The sequence below is a fragment of the Micromonospora sp. NPDC049139 genome, assembly GCF_055586845.1.
This window is the reverse complement of sequence record NZ_JBVJHK010000009.1, coordinates 94,790-109,723: the sequence shown is the minus strand read 5'-3', so window position 1 is coordinate 109,723 and position 14,934 is coordinate 94,790. Positions and strand designations below refer to the sequence as shown.

Annotated in this window: 15 protein-coding genes; 7 read left to right on the top strand and 8 right to left on the bottom strand. The window is 75.3% G+C overall.

All coding sequences use genetic code 11. From position 1 onward, the window contains the following. Positions 1-33 precede the first annotated feature (33 nt). The 3 genes from ACZ6Q9_RS17560 to ACZ6Q9_RS17550 are packed head-to-tail and all read left to right on the top strand — an operon-like array spanning position 34 to position 2,854. Positions 34-999: a TIGR03885 family FMN-dependent LLM class oxidoreductase gene (locus ACZ6Q9_RS17560; RefSeq protein WP_393267413.1), complete on the top strand. Its 966-nt coding sequence runs from the start codon at positions 34-36 to the stop codon at positions 997-999. A 26-nt stretch (positions 1,000-1,025) separates the two neighbouring features. Continuing rightward, positions 1,026-2,600: a Na+/H+ antiporter gene (locus ACZ6Q9_RS17555; RefSeq protein ID WP_393267409.1), complete on the top strand. Its 1,575-nt coding sequence runs from the start codon at positions 1,026-1,028 to the stop codon at positions 2,598-2,600. Beyond that, a complete protein-coding gene (locus ACZ6Q9_RS17550) occupies positions 2,597-2,854 on the top strand; it encodes a UBP-type zinc finger domain-containing protein (RefSeq protein ID WP_393267407.1) in 258 nt (85 codons plus the stop codon). Before ACZ6Q9_RS17555 ends, ACZ6Q9_RS17550 begins: the two co-directional genes overlap by 4 nt. 12 nt (positions 2,855-2,866) lie before the next feature. Here the strand turns inward: ACZ6Q9_RS17550 and ACZ6Q9_RS17545 are convergent, their stop codons facing one another. Both ACZ6Q9_RS17545 and ACZ6Q9_RS17540 read right to left on the bottom strand, forming a co-directional pair. Next, positions 2,867-3,400: a GNAT family N-acetyltransferase gene (locus tag ACZ6Q9_RS17545; protein ID WP_393267405.1), complete on the bottom strand. Its 534-nt coding sequence runs from the start codon at positions 3,398-3,400 to the stop codon at positions 2,867-2,869. A gap of 217 nt (positions 3,401-3,617) precedes the next feature. Further along, positions 3,618-4,577 (bottom strand): hypothetical protein, encoded by a 960-nt coding sequence (locus ACZ6Q9_RS17540; RefSeq protein ID WP_393267403.1) that lies wholly within the window; start codon positions 4,575-4,577, stop codon positions 3,618-3,620. A gap of 174 nt (positions 4,578-4,751) precedes the next feature. On the opposite strand from ACZ6Q9_RS17540, the gene ACZ6Q9_RS17535 reads away from it, so the two are divergent. Next, entirely contained in the window at positions 4,752-5,477 is a 726-nt protein-coding gene (locus ACZ6Q9_RS17535; protein ID WP_350706369.1) for a PP2C family protein-serine/threonine phosphatase, read from the top strand. A gap of 6 nt (positions 5,478-5,483) precedes the next feature. Here the strand turns inward: ACZ6Q9_RS17535 and ACZ6Q9_RS17530 are convergent, their stop codons facing one another. Continuing rightward, positions 5,484-8,105, bottom strand: coding sequence for an ATP-dependent RNA helicase (locus ACZ6Q9_RS17530; RefSeq protein WP_393456602.1), 2,622 nt, complete (start codon positions 8,103-8,105; stop codon positions 5,484-5,486). A 165-nt stretch (positions 8,106-8,270) separates the two neighbouring features. After that, the gene (locus ACZ6Q9_RS17525) at positions 8,271-9,098 is read right to left on the bottom strand and encodes a SigB/SigF/SigG family RNA polymerase sigma factor (protein WP_393267400.1); all 828 of its coding nucleotides are present in this window, start codon (positions 9,096-9,098) and stop codon (positions 8,271-8,273) included. A 373-nt stretch (positions 9,099-9,471) separates the two neighbouring features. On the opposite strand from ACZ6Q9_RS17525, the gene ACZ6Q9_RS17520 reads away from it, so the two are divergent. After that, a complete protein-coding gene (locus ACZ6Q9_RS17520) occupies positions 9,472-10,215 on the top strand; it encodes a hypothetical protein (RefSeq protein ID WP_396830321.1) in 744 nt (247 codons plus the stop codon). A gap of 4 nt (positions 10,216-10,219) precedes the next feature. Here ACZ6Q9_RS17520 and ACZ6Q9_RS17515 read toward each other — a convergent pair whose 3' ends face one another. Next, positions 10,220-11,761 carry a phospholipase D family protein gene (locus ACZ6Q9_RS17515; RefSeq protein ID WP_396830320.1) on the bottom strand — a complete coding sequence of 514 codons (1,542 nt, stop codon included), beginning with the start codon at positions 11,759-11,761 and terminating at the stop codon, positions 10,220-10,222. 189 nt (positions 11,762-11,950) lie between these two features. Between ACZ6Q9_RS17515 and ACZ6Q9_RS17510 the strand changes: the two genes are divergently transcribed. After that, a complete protein-coding gene (locus tag ACZ6Q9_RS17510; protein ID WP_350706359.1) occupies positions 11,951-12,079 on the top strand; it encodes a hypothetical protein in 129 nt (42 codons plus the stop codon). Between the two features lie 93 nt (positions 12,080-12,172). On the opposite strand, the gene ACZ6Q9_RS17505 is transcribed toward ACZ6Q9_RS17510, so the two are convergent. Next, positions 12,173-13,159, bottom strand: a complete 987-nt coding sequence (locus tag ACZ6Q9_RS17505) for a pirin family protein (RefSeq protein WP_393456225.1) — start codon at positions 13,157-13,159, stop codon at positions 12,173-12,175. Between the two features lie 10 nt (positions 13,160-13,169). Next, positions 13,170-13,652: a MarR family winged helix-turn-helix transcriptional regulator gene (locus tag ACZ6Q9_RS17500; RefSeq protein WP_393269458.1), complete on the bottom strand. Its 483-nt coding sequence runs from the start codon at positions 13,650-13,652 to the stop codon at positions 13,170-13,172. 146 nt (positions 13,653-13,798) lie between these two features. Between ACZ6Q9_RS17500 and ACZ6Q9_RS17495 the strand changes: the two genes are divergently transcribed. Continuing rightward, positions 13,799-14,332: a GNAT family N-acetyltransferase gene (locus ACZ6Q9_RS17495; protein ID WP_393456228.1), complete on the top strand. Its 534-nt coding sequence runs from the start codon at positions 13,799-13,801 to the stop codon at positions 14,330-14,332. A 104-nt stretch (positions 14,333-14,436) separates the two neighbouring features. Here ACZ6Q9_RS17495 and ACZ6Q9_RS17490 read toward each other — a convergent pair whose 3' ends face one another. Beyond that, the gene (locus ACZ6Q9_RS17490; protein WP_393456605.1) at positions 14,437-14,904 is read right to left on the bottom strand and encodes a general stress protein; all 468 of its coding nucleotides are present in this window, start codon (positions 14,902-14,904) and stop codon (positions 14,437-14,439) included. Positions 14,905-14,934 lie beyond the last annotated feature (30 nt).

The following is a 14,934-nucleotide window of genomic DNA, read 5'->3' as shown; positions in this document are numbered from 1 at the left end:
AGCCGGATACCGTCATGGGTACGGAGTGACGCCATGACGGTGTTCGGCTTCCACGCGTCCCACGAGCAGATCCATCCCCGCGCCCTGCTGGACACGGTGGTCCACGCCGAGCGGGCCGGCTTCGACGCCGCCATGTCCTCGGACCACTTCTCGCCCTGGAGCGAGCGGCAGGGCCAGTCCGGCTTCGCCTGGTCCTGGCTCGGCGCGGCCCTCCAGGCCACCAACCTGCCCTTCGGCGTGGTCAACGCGCCCGGCCAGCGCTACCACCCGGCGATCATCGCGCAGGCGATCGGCACCCTCGCGGCGATGTACCCGGGCCGGTTCTGGGCGGCGTTGGGCACCGGCGAGGCGAGCAACGAGCACATCACCGGCGACGGCTGGCCGCGTAAGGACGTCCGCAACGCGCGGCTGCGGGAGTGCGTGGACGTGATCCGCGCACTGCTGGCCGGCGAGGAGGTCAGCCACGACGGCCTGGTCCGGGTCGACCGGGCGAAGCTGTGGACCAGGCCGGAGCAGCCGCCTGCGCTGATCGGCGCGGCGGTCAGCGTGGCCACCGCCCGCTGGTGCGCCGAGTGGGCGGACGGGCTGATCACCGTGAACGCGCCGACCGCGCACCTGCGGCAGATGATCGAGGCGTACCGGGGTGCCGGCGGGCGCGGGCCGCTGCACCTGCAGGTGCACCTGAGCTGGGCGCGGGAGCAGGCCGAGGCCGAGCGGCTCGCGTACGACCAGTGGCGCAGCAACGTCTTCGCGCCGCCGGTCTGCTGGGACCTGGACACGGCGGAGCACTTCGACGTGGTCTCGGAGCAGGTGCCGATGGAGCGGGTCCGCGAGGTCGTCAACGTCTCCGCCGACCCGGGCCGGCACGTCGGCTGGCTGGAGGAGTACCTGGACCTCGGTTTCGACCAGATCGCCCTGCACCACGTCGGGCAGGAGCAGCGGGCCTTCATCGACACGTTCGGGGCGGAGGTGCTGCCGAAGCTGCGCGGCGTCGGGTGAGCGGAGCGCGCCCTAGGCTCGTACCCATGGAAGCCCTGTTCGACGTCGTCGTCTTCCTCGCGATCGCGACGCTGGGCGCGGCGCTGGCCCGGAAGCTCGGGCTGCTCGCGCCGATCCTGCTCGTGGTGCTCGGCCTCGCCCTCGCCTTCGTGCCGGGCTTCCCGCAGGTGCGGCTCGACCCCGAACTGGTGCTCGTGGGCATCCTGCCGCCCCTGCTCTACGTCGCCGCGCTCGAGACCTCGGTGCCGGCGTTCCGGCTCAACCTGCGGCCGATCCTGCTGCTCGCCGTCGGGCTGGTGCTGTTCACCGCGTTCGCGGTCGGCCTCGTCGTGCATCTGATGCTGCCGGCGGTGCCGTTCGCGATCTGCCTGGCCCTCGGCGCGGTGGTGGCACCGCCCGACGCGGTCGCGGCCACCGCGGTGGCCCGGCGCATCGGGCTGCCCCGACGGGTCGTGACGATCCTCGAGGGGGAGAGCCTGCTCAACGACGCGACGGCGCTGGTGCTGCTGCGGGTCGCCACCCTGGCCAGCGTCGGTGCCGCCGTCGGCGTCACGGAGGTGGCCGTGGAGGTCGTCACGGCCACCGGCGGCGGCATCGTGGTCGGCGTGCTCGGCGCGGTCGTCTTCGGCTTCCTGCACCGGCACATCACCGACCCGCTGCTGGACAACGCGCTGTCGCTGATCATCCCGTTCGCGGTCGCCTTCGCCGCCGAGGAGATCCACGCCTCCGCGGTGGTCGCGGTGGTGGTCACGGGACTGGCGCTCGGGCACCGGCTGCCCCGGCTGATGTCGGCCGCGTCCCGACTCCAGGTCGGGGCGTTCTGGCGGTTGGCCCGGTTCCTGCTGGAGGGCCTGGTCTTCCTGCTGGTCGGCCTCCAACTGCCGGAGGTGCTGCGGGAACTCGACGAGCCGGCCGGATTCCTGGCCGCGATCACCGCGGCGGTGCTGCTCACCGTCTTCCTGACCCGGTTCGTCTGGCTCTTCCCGGCCACCTACCTGGCCCGGCTGGTGCCCAGGATCCGTCGCCGGGAGTCCCCGCCGTCGCCGCGCTACCCGATCGTGCTCGGCTGGGCCGGCATGCGCGGCGTGGTCACCCTGGCCGCCGCCCTCGCCCTGCCGCTCACCCTCGCCGACGATCGGTCCTACCCGCGCGCGCTGTTCATCTGGCTGGCCTTCGCGGTGATCGTGGTGACCCTGGTCGGCCAGGGCGCCACCCTGCCGTTGGTGGCTCGCCGGATGCAGCTGCCGCCCGACGACCCGGTGCAGGACGCGCTCTCGGCCGCGGGCGTGCAGCAGCAGGCCAGCCACGCGGCCCGGGAGCGCCTCGACGCGCTCGCCGACACCGCCCCCGCGCCCGTGGTGGAGCGGCTGCGCCGGGCGCTGGACGAGCGCACCAACCTGGCCTGGGAGCGCCTCGGCGGCACCGCGCGGGAGACGCCATCCCAGGCGTACGGTCGGCTGCGGCAGGAGATGATCGACGCAGAGCGGGAGGTGTTCCGGGACGCCCGGGACTCCGGCCGCATCCCCGAGGAGGTGCTGGTGCGCGCCTACCGGGAGCTGGACCTGGAAGAGTCGTTGCTGCGGCGGGAGGTCGTGGAGTGAGTTGTCAGCACCTGACCGGGGCGGGCGCCGCCGTGCCGGAGACCACCGACGTCTGCCCGGAGTGCGTGGCCATCGGCAACGAGCACTGGGTGCACCTGCGTTCCTGCCTCACCTGCGGGCACGTCGGCTGCTGCGACTCCTCGCCGTACCAGCACGCCTCGGCGCACTTCGCCGCCACGGAGCACCCGGTCATGCGGTCGATCCAGCCGGGGGAGACCTGGCGCTGGTGCTTCGTGGACGAGGAGATCGGCTGAGCCCGCCCGGAGTCAGGGCAGGCGGCGGGCGAGGACCTGGCCGGGCCACGGGTCGCGGCCCGGGCGCTCGACCGTGAACGGTTCGGTGGAAGTGAAGCCCTGCTGCTCGTACCAGCGGACCAGCGCGCCGTCCCCGCCCGCGTAGCAGTCGACCCGGAGCAGGCTGAGCCCGCGCCCCCGGGCCAACTCCGCGGCATGGGCGAGAAGCCGGCCGCCGATCCCCGAACCGCTGTGCGCCCTGTCGGTGACCAGCAGGTTGACGTACAACTCGGGCTCGGTGGCCGGCGGCACGTAGTCCGTCGCCGCGCCCACCACCAGCGCCCCGACCGGCCGGTCGCCGAGCGTCGCCAGCCACAGCCCGCCGCCCGCCGCCCAGGCGTCGGCCTGCGCGATCCGCCGCGGATCGGTCGACGCCGGCTCGGTGCCCCACTGGCCGCTGCGCCCCCGCGCCACCAGCCAGGCGGTCGCGTCGTCGAGCAGCCGCAGCACGGCTGGCGCGTCGGCGGGGCCGCCGGGACGCAGGGTGAGGCTCCGCCGCTCGGTCATGGTGGGCATCGTGCTACAGCGGTGAGCGTCGATTGCTGCCGCGGTCGTGCGTCGAGTGGCAGCCCGGTTGCGCGGTTCCGCGACCATCGCCCCTCCGTAGCCGCCTGGCGAACGCTGTCGAGCTGCCCCGTCCATGGGACCAACCGTGCCCACCCCTGCCCCATCTGTGCGGGCAGCTCGACAGTCCCGTATCACCTGCCCGGCCCCCGCGCTCGGCTCAGGGCCGCCGGGCGTCGGGGGCGTCGGCCCCGGCCGGGGCTCCGGGGCCGCCGGCCAGCGCGGCGAGCCGCTCGGTGGCCAGGCAGGAGATCAGGCAGCGTTCCTTGCGGTCGCCGGCAAGCTGGGCGGTCCAGTCCGTGAAGCCGCCGTCGCCGAGCTCGACCTCGTGCCCGCCGTCGCCCGCGGTGAGCCGCAGCGCGGCGTCCACGTAGTAGCCCCGGCCGCGCCGGCGCTCCGGCTCGTCCACCAGCGGCACGGTGGACGGGCCGAGCGCCGGCCGGACGGTGTCCGCGATCCGCTCGCCGACGACGGGGCTGTCGAGGACCGTCAGGCGTAGCCGCGCCGACGCCTGCGGCAGCAGGCTGGCGAGCACTGCCCGCCAGTACGCCAGGTGCAGCGTGAGCAGCCGCGCCTGGGTGCTGCCCGACCCGCTGTCACGGGCGCTCGAGACCAGCGCGAAGAGCCGGAAATGCGCCGAGAGTCCCGGCCCGAAGTCCTGCGCCCGCAGCACCCGGTGGCAGGCGGCCAGGTGCACCGTGCCGTCGGCGGGCTGTTCCCGGCGGCGCACCGCGGCCTCGATCGCGAGGGCGTTGGTGGGATCGCTCAGCACCTCGGTGAGCCGCAGGGTGGTGACGATCCGGTGCTGGCTCACCGGCGCGACCGCGGCGCAGGTCCCGAGCGGCGCGACGGGGGAGAGGTCGACGCCCGCGACGTCGGCGGGCAGCAGGTCCCACAGGCGGGCCTCGACCCCGGCCAGCACCCGCGGGTCGACCGCCGCCGGCCGGGTGAACCGGTCCGTCCGCCAGCGGCGGACCAGGTCCGCCGGGCGTACCGCCGCGGCCCGGTCCCGGGCCACCGCCAGCAGCAGCGTGCGCAGGTCCGCCGGGGCCAGGCGGGCCAGCGCGGCGCGGACGCCGTCCGGCAGCCGCCCCCACACCCGCCGCTCCGCGTCGTCCATGCCGGCCACCATCCCGTACGCCCCGGGCCCGGTCCACCGATATCGGCGCCGGCGTTCGGGACGCGGTGGCCTTCCGTCGTGCGGCGGCGCGCGACAGTGAGATTCGCCGCGCGACGCGCCGAGGTGCTGATCTCCTAGAGACAACTGCGCCCTCGGCCTGGCAGGCTGCCACCCATGACCCTGAAGCTGCGTTCCGTGGGAACGAGCGACCGTGGGCTGATCCGCAGTGGGAACCAGGACGCCCTGCACGCCGGCCCCTGGCTCGTCGCCGTCGCCGACGGCATGGGCGGGATGGCGGCCGGCGACCTGGCCAGCGCGATCGCCATCGAGGCGGTCGCTCCGCTGGACGTGGAGACCCCGGAGGACGCGCTGGTGGCCGCGTTGCAGAGCGGCATCGAGCTGGCCACCGCGCGGATCCGCCAGGCGGTCGCCGAGGACCCGGAGCGGCAGGGCATGGGCACCACGCTGACCGCCCTGCTCTTCGCCCGGACGGGCAGCTGCCTGGCCCTCGCCCACGTCGGCGACTCCCGTGCCTACCTGTTCCGGGAAGGGGTGCTCAAGCAGATCACCCGGGACGACACGTTCGTGCAGATGCTCGTCGACCAGGGGGTGATCACCCCCGACCAGGCCAGCAGCCACCCCCGCCGGGCCGTGGTCACCCAGGCCTTGCAGGGCGACGAGGTCTCCCCGGCGTACGCGACGATGGTGCCCTGGCCCGGCGACCGCTGGTTGCTGTGCAGCGACGGCCTGTCCAACGTGGTCCGCCCGGACACGCTCGCCGAGGTGCTCGCCGAGCACCCGGACCGCGCGGAGTGCGCCCGCAGGCTGATCGACCTGGCGCTGCGCGCCGGCGGGCCGGACAACGTCACGGTGGTCATCGCCGACGTGGTGGAGGAGTAGCCCGGCTCAGCGGCGGCGCGGGGTGGCGTGCCGGGTGGGCGCGGCCGTGGTCGGGTCCTCCGGCCACGGGTGGCGCGGGTAGCGGCCGCGCAGCTCCGCCCGCACCTGCGGATAGCCGGTGCGCCAGAACGACGCCAGGTCGGCGGTGACCGCCACCGGCCGCCCCGCCGGCGAGAGCAGGTGCAGCAGCACCGGCACCCGGCCGTCGGCGATCCGCGGCGCGTCCCGCCAGCCGAATGTCTCCTGGAGTTTCACCGCGAGGACCGGCGCCGCCGGGTCGGCGTAGTCGAGCCGGATCCGGGAACCGCTCGGCACGGTGATCCGCTCCGGCGCCACCTCGTCGAGCCGGGCCGCCAGCGCCCACGGCAGCAACCGGCGCAGCGCGCCGGCCACGTCGACCCGGGCCAGGTCGGCCCGGCGGCGGGCGGCGGCCAGCTCCGGGCCGAGCCAGGCCGGCGCGTCGGCGAGCAGCGCCTCGTCGCCCACGTCGGGCCAGTCGCCGCCGAGCGCGTGTCGGCAGAACGCCAGCCGCCCGCGCAGCGCCCGCGCCGCCGGGGTCCAGGTCAACAGCCCGAGACCGGTACGGCGCAGGCCCGTCAGCAGGGCCGCCGCCACCTCCTCCGCCCCGGGTCGGACCGGCCGCTCGGCCAGCTCGATGGCGCCCAGCCGCACCACCTCACGCGCCACCACGTCCTCGCCGGACCAGCCGACCTCCCGCTCGGCGCGCAGCAGCGGCCCGCCCGCCTCCCGGGCGGTCGCCTCGTCGAGCGGGGTCGCCAGCCGCACCCGGGCGGCCGGCGCGCCGGGGGAGCGGTCCGCCACCGCCACCGCCAGCCACCCGGCGCCCGCCAGCCCCGACCCGGGCGCCAGCTCCGCCGCGGTTCCGCCGCTCATCAGGTACGCCGCGCCGCCCGGCCGCCGCGCCCGGGACAGCCGCTCGGGGTGGGCCAGCCCGACCAGTAGCCCGGCGGCGAGGTCGTCGGTCAGGTGGTCCCGGCCGGGGTTTCCCGTCGGGCCGAGGTCGTCGGCCGGCCGCGCCCGGCCGGTGTCTCCGGCCGTCGCGGGGCGGTGGGTCGGGCGGCCCCGGCCGGTGCCGGCCGCCGGCGCCGGTCCCGAGGGGGCCGGGGGCAGGGCGGCGCGCAGGCGGCGTACCTCCGCCCGCCAGCGGGCCGTGGCGCCCGGGTCCGCGCCCGCGCGCAGCCGGCGCCACGCGGCGGTCAGGTCGTCGCCCGGCCCGGCGACGGTGTCCTCCGCGAGCAGCGCCACGACCTCGGCCGCCCGGTCCGCGCCCACCCGGGCGGCCCCGTCCAGCAGCGCCCGGGCCAGCCGGGGATGCGCCCCGACGGCGGCGATCGCCCGGCCCCGGTCGGTGATCCGGCCCTGCGCGTCGACCGCGCCGAGGGTGGTGAGGGCGTCCCGGGCCACCGTCATCCCCGCGGCCGGCGGCGGGTCCGGCAGGGCCAGCCCGGCGCCGTCGGGCGACCCCCAGGCGGCGAGTTCCAGGGCGAATCCGGTCAGGTCGGCGGTGGCGATCTCCGGCTCCGGTTGCGCGGCCAGCCGCTCGTGGGTGGCCGCCGACCAGCAGCGGTAGACGTGCCCGGGCGCCTCCCGGCCGGCCCGGCCGGCCCGCTGGGTCGCCGCCGCCCGGGACACCGGCACGGTGACCAGCGCGCCCAGCCCCCGGGCCAGGTCCGTCCGGGCCACCCGGGACAGCCCGGCGTCCACCACCACCCGGACCCCCGGCACCGTCAGGCTGCTCTCCGCCACCGAGGTCGCCAGCACCACCCGTCGCCGGTCGGCCGGCCGCAGCGCCGCGTCCTGGTCGGCGGCGCGCTGCCGGCCGTGCAGCGGGAGCACGGCGACCGTGTCGCGCAGGTCGGCCAGCCGGGCCGCGACGGCGGCGATCTCGCCGGCCCCGGGCAGGAAGACCAGTACGTCCCCGTCGTGTTCGCGCAGCGCCCGGCGCACCGTCGCCGCGACGTGGTCGAGCAGGCCCCGGTCGACCGGGCCGGCACCGGGCGCGGCCACCGGCCGGGGTGGCGGCGCCCAGATCCGCGTCACCGGGTGCAGGGCCGAGGAGGCCCGGACGACCGGCGCGGCGCCGCCCGCGCCGCCGAGCAGCGCGGCGAACCGGTCCGCCTCGGGGGTCGCCGACATCGCCAGCAGCCACAGGTCGGGGCGGAGCGCGGCCCGGGCCTCCACCGTGAAGGCGAGCGCCAGGTCGGCGTCGAGGTGCCGCTCGTGGCACTCGTCGAGGAGCACCGCGCCCACCCCGGCCAGCTCGGGGTCACGGTGCAGGCGGCGGACCAGCAGGCCGGTGGTGACCACCTCGACCCGGGTGCGCGAGCCGGACCGCCGCTCGCCGCGCACGGCGTACCCGACCCGTTCGCCGACGGGCTCACCGAGCAGGGCGGCCATCCGGCGTGCCGCCGCCCGGGCGGCCACCCGGCGCGGCTGGGCGACCAGCACCCGGCCCGTCACCTCGTCGGCCACGGCCAGCGGGGCGAGGGTGGTCTTGCCGGTGCCCGGCGGGGCCACCAGCACCCCGGCGCCGGCCGCGCGCAGCGCCGCGACCAGTTCCGGCAGCACCGGCCGCACGGGCAGGTCGAGGGGCACGTCCGAGAGCACGGCCCAGTCTCGCACCGCCCGCCGCGGCTCAGCCGGGGCGGGCGGTGGATCCCGGCGACGAAGGCCCACCAGGCCAGCACCGGCCCACGCCGGTCGTCGGTCGGTGCCGCGGGTTCGGACGCGGCGAGGGCCGGACCCACCGGCCCGGCCCTCGCCCACCATTTCCTAGTACGTGCCGTCGAGCTGTCCCCGCAGCTTGGTCAGCGCGCGGGCCAGCAGCCGGGAGACGTGCATCTGCGAGACGCCGATCTGCTCGGCGATCTGCGACTGCGTCAGGTTGCCGTAGAACCGCAGCGTGAGGATCTTCTGCTCCCGCTCGTCGAGGGTGGCCAGCGCCGGGCCGAGGGCGACCCGCAGCTCGGCCAGCTCGAACTCGCCGTCCTCGCCGCCGAGCATGTCGCCCAGCTCCGTCGCGCGGTCACCGTCGCCGGTGGGCGTGGAGAGCGAGACCGCGTTGTAGGCCCGCGCGCCCTCCAGGCCCTCCAGGACCTCTTCCTCGGTGAGCTTGAGGTGGGCGGCGATGTCGGCGACCGTCGGCGAGCGGCCGAGGGTCTGCAGCAGCGAGCTGTTGGCGTCGGAGATGGCCAGCCGCAGCTCCTGGAGGCGGCGCGGCACCCGGATGTCCCAGGTGCGGTCGCGGAAGTGCCGCTTGAGCTCGCCGATGATGGTCGGGATGGCGTAGCCCGCGAAGTCGACGCCCCGCGACGGGTCGAACTTGTCGATCGCCTTGATCAGGCCGACGGCGGCGGTCTGGGCCAGGTCGTCGGTGGGCTCGCCGCGACCGCTGTAGCGGTGGGCGAGGTGGTTGGCGAGCGGCAGCCAGGCCTCGATCGCCTTGTCGCGCAGGGCGGCGCGGGACGGGTGGTTGGCCGGCAACGCGGCCATCGCGTTGAGCAGGTCGGCGGCGCTGTCGGTGAGCGCCCGCGGGTCGAGCTTCTCGGTGGTGCTCGGGGCCGCTGTGGTCGCCTGCTCGCTGATCGTTGGCGCGGTCATGGGTGGTCCTCCCTGCACCTCGTCCGCGGATAGAAAGACGTGACGCTTTGGTTTAGCTTCAGATGTCCGTTCGGAAGCCACCTTAGCCCGATCGGCCCGACGAAATCTAGCCGAAAGTACGATGTACTTACGTGATTTTCCATCGCCAAGGATGCGAAAGGGACAAAATCCCATCGGATTGTGAGTCGGCTTACGCGACGCGTACGGTCAGCCCGGCACCGGCCGAACATCGACGCGTCGACATCTGGTGGGCCAGGTCGGTCGGCCGGGTGGCCCTGCGGGCGCGGATGACCGGCCGCCAATGTCGGCTTTCCGTCGTTGTCCTATGTACGGGACCGGCCGTAGCGTGCGGTTACATCCTTCCGGAGGTGCCGTGCTCGACCCCGTCGCTCCCCAGCTCGTCGTGAACAGCCGCACGCTGTTCTTCAGCTGGCTGCCGGCGGACCCGCAGGCGGTCGCGGCGCTGGTGCCCCCGGGGTTGACCCCGTGCCCGGACCGGCAGGTCTTCATCAACCAGTACGTCGTCGACGACGAGAGCCAGACCTCCGGCTTCGGCGCCCACTCGCTGACCTACCTCGGGGTGTGCCTGGCCGGCGTCGACGCCCCCGGCGGGGCCAGCCTCGGCGGCTGGTGGACGCACTACGTGACCTCCAGCGACCGGGTCCGCGACTACGCCACCGCGCGCGGCGCGCCCGCCGTCGTCGGCCGCACGAGCATCACGCGCCGGGGCGAACACCTGGTCGCCGAGACGGCGATCGCCGGCACCCCGCTGATCCGCGCACGCTGCCAGGTCGGTGAGACGGGCCAGACGATCAACAGCGGCCACCACCGGTACTTCACCGCCCGGGACGGGGAGCTGCTCAGCGCCGTGTACCCGTTCGTCGCCGAACCGGTCGACCCGTTCGTGATCGACTCGGTGGAGTTCCTGGACCCGGGGCACCCGCTCTACGCGCTACGTCCGGAGAACCCCCTCACGATCGGCTTCGGCTTCTACTCCCCGCGCGCCTCGTTCGCCTACCCCGGCGGCCTGACCGTGTACACCCCGGAGACCGACGGCACGTCCCGGGCCGCCGGGCCCGTACGCGCCCGGGCCGCCGTGGTCTCCGTGCCGGCGTAGCCCCTCACCAGGTGCCGGCCCGGCGCGCCCGCAGCGGCCGACCGTCGGGGTCGTAGACCAACCGGTACGCCGGCAGCGCCCACGCGCGGGTGTACCAGGGCAGCCGCTCCGGCCGGTGCGGCAGCAACCGGCCCGGCGGCCGGGGCCCGACCCGCCCGGAGTCGTGCCACCGCCGCAGCGCGTCGGCGGCGGCGGTGATCGCCGCCACGGCGTCGGCGGGGTCGATCAGGTCGGCGTCCTCGCCGCCCTCGGGGTCCCGGTCCAGGTGCTCGCGCCACAGGCGCAGCCGCAGCTCCCGGGCGAAGACCCGGGCCCCGTCGCCCAGGCCGCCCGGGTCCGTCGGCGCCCGCCCGTCCCGGGTGTCGTCCAGCACGGCGCAGGAGAGTTCGCTGTCGTGGGTCCAGGACCGGCGGTTGAAGTTGTCGCTGCCGACGCTGGCCCAGACGTCGTCGACCACGCACACCTTGGCGTGCACGTACACCGGCGTGCCGGCGTGGTTCTCCAGGTCGAAGACGTGCACCCGGTCCGGGGCCGCCCGCTCGCACAGCGACAGCGCCTGCTCGCGGCCGACGGAGTTGGGCGGCAGCGCCAGCCGGCCGTCCACGTCCGGATAGCGGGGGACCACCGCGACCAGGTGCAGGTCGGGGCTGTCCCGCAGCGCGCGGGCGAACAGGTCGGCCACCTCCGTGGACCACAGGTACTGGTCCTCCAGGTAGATCAGCCGGCGGGCCCGGCGGACCGCCTTGGTGTAGCCGCGAGCCACCGTACGCTCGCCGTCCGGGGCGAAGGAGTAGCGCGGGCGGACCACCGGGTAGGTGCGCAGCACCTGGACGTGGTGCGGGCCGCAGGGCGGCGGGTCGGCCGGCTGGTCCGGCAGCGGGTCGGGGCGCAGGTCCGAGCCGCGCAGCCGGTCCCGCAGGTAGGCCAGGGGGTTCTCCGAGTCCAGCGGCATCGGGTCGGTCCACCGTTCGCGGAAGGCGGTGTCCAGCGCACCCACCACCGGTCCCCGCACCGCGAGCTGCACGTCGTGCCAGGGCGGGTGCTGCCCGTATCGGGCGGACATCTGCACGACCTGCCGGTCGCCCCGGTGGCCGGCGTCGTCCCGCCGGCTGTGGCACAGGTCGATGCCGCCGGCGAAGGCGACGTCCCGCTCCGGCGCCCGCGGGTGGCGCAGCACCACCAGCTTCTGGTGGTGCGAGCCGCCCCGGCGGACCCGCTGGTCGAGCAGCACCTCGCCGCCGGCGGCGGAGACCGTCTCGCTGAGGTTGCGGTTCTCCGCCTCGCTGTAGGCCAGCGCGTCGAGGTGGGAGCGCCAGATCAGGCCCTTGACCACCACGCCGCGCTCGGCGGCCTGGGCGAAGAGCTGGGCCACGGTCGGTCCGTCGGGGCGCAGCAGCTGGTCGGGGTCGCCCCGCCAGTCGGTGAAGTAGAGATGGTCGCCCGCCTCCAGCGCCGACACCTCGTCGACCAGCCGGCCGAAGTACGCGGCACCGTGAATTAACGGCTCCGCAAGGTTTCCGCTGGTCCAGACGGGTAACTCTGACACCGGGTTGGCGCGTTCCCGTGCGCTGAGGAACCAGTTGCGCGGTCCCACCGTTCCAGCCCCCCGAGGTCGACAACGTCCTCACGGTAGGACCCCCGTCGCGGGTCCGCATCCCGGCCGGCGCCCCCGGCGACCGGTCGGCCGACCCCCGACGCAACCCGACACGACGCGAGCAACCGAGGAGGCAACACCATGCCCGGCGAGACGACGAACTCCGTGCCCGAGTACCGCGAGCAGGCGGTGGAGAGCGAACGGGGTGCGCTGGTGGCGGTGTTGCTCATGGTGATCCTGGGCGTCGCCGGCATCTTCGCCGTCTCCTAACCCCACGCGCCGCCGTCCGGTGACGGCACCGCTCCCGACGCGCCGGTGGCGCCTCCGGTCGTCCGCCGGAGGCGCCACCGCCCGCGCCCGTGCTCAGGGCCGGGGCGCCTGGCCGTCGGTGTGTGGCAGCCGCTCGGCCGGGACGACGCCGAGCCGGCCGGCCTGGAAGTCCTCGACCGCCTTGAGCAGCTCGTCGCGGGTGTTCATGACGAACGGGCCGTAGTGCGCCACCGGCTCCCGGATCGGCTCGCCGCCCATGATGTAGAGGTCCAGCGCCGGGGTGTGGCTGTCCTGGCGGGCGTCCGCCGCGAAGGTCAGCGCGTCGCCCGGGCCGTGCACGGCGAGCTGACCCGTGTGCACCGGCCGCCCGTCGGTGCCGACGGTGCCGCGGCCACCCAGCACGTAGACCAGGGCGTTGAAGTCCGGCCGCCACGGCAGGTCGACGCGCGCGCCCGGCTGCACGGTCACGTGGGTGATGGTGATCGGGGTGTGGGTGGAACCCGGCCCCCGGTGCCCGGCGACCTCGCCGGCGATGACCCGGATCAGCGCGCCGCCGTCCGGCGTGGTGAGCAGCGCCGCCTCCCTGCCGCGGATGTCCTGATAGCGGGGCGGGCTCATCTTGGCGACCCGGGGCAGGTTGACCCAGAGCTGCGTGCCGTGGAACAGCCCGCCGCTCGTCACGAGGTGCTCCGGCGGCGCCTCGATGTGCAGCAGGCCGCTGCCGGCCGTCATCCACTGGGTGTCGCCGTTGGTGATGGTGCCCCCGCCGCCCTGCGAGTCCTGGTGGTCCATGATCCCGTCGATCATGTAGGTCACGGTCTCGAAGCCGCGGTGCGGGTGCCAGGCGGTGCCCTTCGGCTCGCCCGGCGCGTAGTCCACCTCGCCCATCTGGTCGAGGTGGATGAACGGGTCCAGCTCGGTCACCGGCACGCCGGCGAAGGCCCGGCGGACCGGGAAACCCTCGCCCTCGTAGCCGCTCGGCGCGGTGGTCAGCCGGCGGACCGGCCGGAACGCGGTGGACTCGTCGAGCCGGGGCAGGCGCGGCAGGACGAGCACGTTGTCGACGGTGATGGCGGGCATCGGAGGCTCCTCAGTTGTCGGGGTGCGGGGTCGACGCGTCGCGGTCCGCGCGCAGGCGCCGGCCGAGCCGCTCGAAGATCCGGGTGAGGCAGGCGACCTCGGCGTCGTCGAGGTCGTCCATCAGGTGGGCGCGCACCGACCTCAGGTGGTGCGGGGCGGCTTCGCGCAGGGCCAGCAGTCCGGCGGCGGTGAGCACCGCCTCGCTGCCGCGGCGGTCCTCGGGACAGGGCTCCCGGGCGACCAGGCCGCGCCGCTGCATCGCCGAGATCTGGTACGTCAGGCGGCTCGGCGAGAAGACCAGGCGCCCGGCCAACTCGCCCATCCGCAGCCGCTGACCCGGCGCCTCGGAGAGCAGAACGAGCACGTGGTAGTCGGCGAAGCTGAGCGCGCTGTCGGCGCGCAGATCCTCCTCCAGCCGCGTGAACAGCCGCTGGCTGGCCTCGATGTAGGCCCGCCACGCGGCGAGTCGGGGGGCGTTCAGGCTCTCGGTCACGCCGCTACAGTAGCACTCTTTCAAAATTTAACTAGTGGCGTGTGAGCGCGGTTACCGCTGCTGTCCAGAACGGATCCTCCAGCTTTGAAGGACGACGTCGGAAAACCAGAGTGGCGGGGTGCGCGGGTGTGTCAGACTCCGGCGTCGTGGACCATCTCGAACTGACCGCCCCGGGCCTGCTGCTGCGTCCGTGGCGGGAGGAAGACGCGCCGGCGGTCCTCGCCGCGCTGCGCGAGCCGGCGATCGCCCAGTGGAACCCCCCGGCGGGGCCGGTCGACCGGGAGGCGGCGCTGGCGTGGGTGCGTCGCCGGGCCGACTGGTCCGCCGGGGACCACGTCTCCCTGGCGGTCGCCGACCCGGCCGACCCCGCCAGGCTGCTCGGCTCGGTGTCGCTGTTCCGGATCCACGACCGGAACGCCTCCATCGGCTACTGGACGGTGGCCGCAGCGCGCGGTCGCGGAATCGCCTCCAGGGCCGTCGTCCGGCTCACCGGGTGGGCGTTCGCGGCGCTCGGGCTGCACCGGATCGAGCTGTGCCACGCCGTGGCCAACCCGGCCTCCTGCCGGGTGGCCCAGCGGGCCGGTTATCTCGCCGAGGGCACGCTGCGGGAGTCCTACCGCTACGGCGACGGCCGCCGCTACGACGAGCACCTGCACGCCCGCCTCGCCACCGACCGCTGAACAACGCCCCGCGCCACGCCCGCCGCCCACCCGGGCCCGGCAGCTACCCACCCGGCCGCCCGGGGCGGGACGTCCCCGGGCGGCGGTCGCCCGGGTGGCGGACGTCACCGGGTCTGCGGCGACGCGGTGAGGTGCATCCGGCCGACCAGTTGCCGAGCCTGCTCGGCGAACTGCGCGTCGACGATGACCGCGTACTGGGCGGCGCGCAGCGAGCTGGCGGAGGTGAAGTCGCGCTGCCCGCCGGTCATCGCGTGCGTGACCGCGCCGAACACCGCCCCCCAGATCGCGCCGACCACCAGCGCGACCAGGATGATCGCGATCCAGTTGTTGCCCGCCGTGAAGATGCCGAACAGCAGCCCGACGAAGAGCCCGAACCAGGCGCCCGTGCCGGCGCCCAGCAGCGCCGCCCGGCCGGTGGTCAGCCGGCCGAGCACCGTCTCGACCAGGGTGAGGTTCGTGCCGACGATGGCGGTGTGCTCCACCGGGAAGCGGTTGTCCGCCAGGTAGTCCACCACTCGCTGGGCGGACGGATAGTCCGGGTACGAGCCGATCGTCACGGTGGGCGGGCCCATCTCCGGGCCGTGCCCGTCGCCGGCATGGGC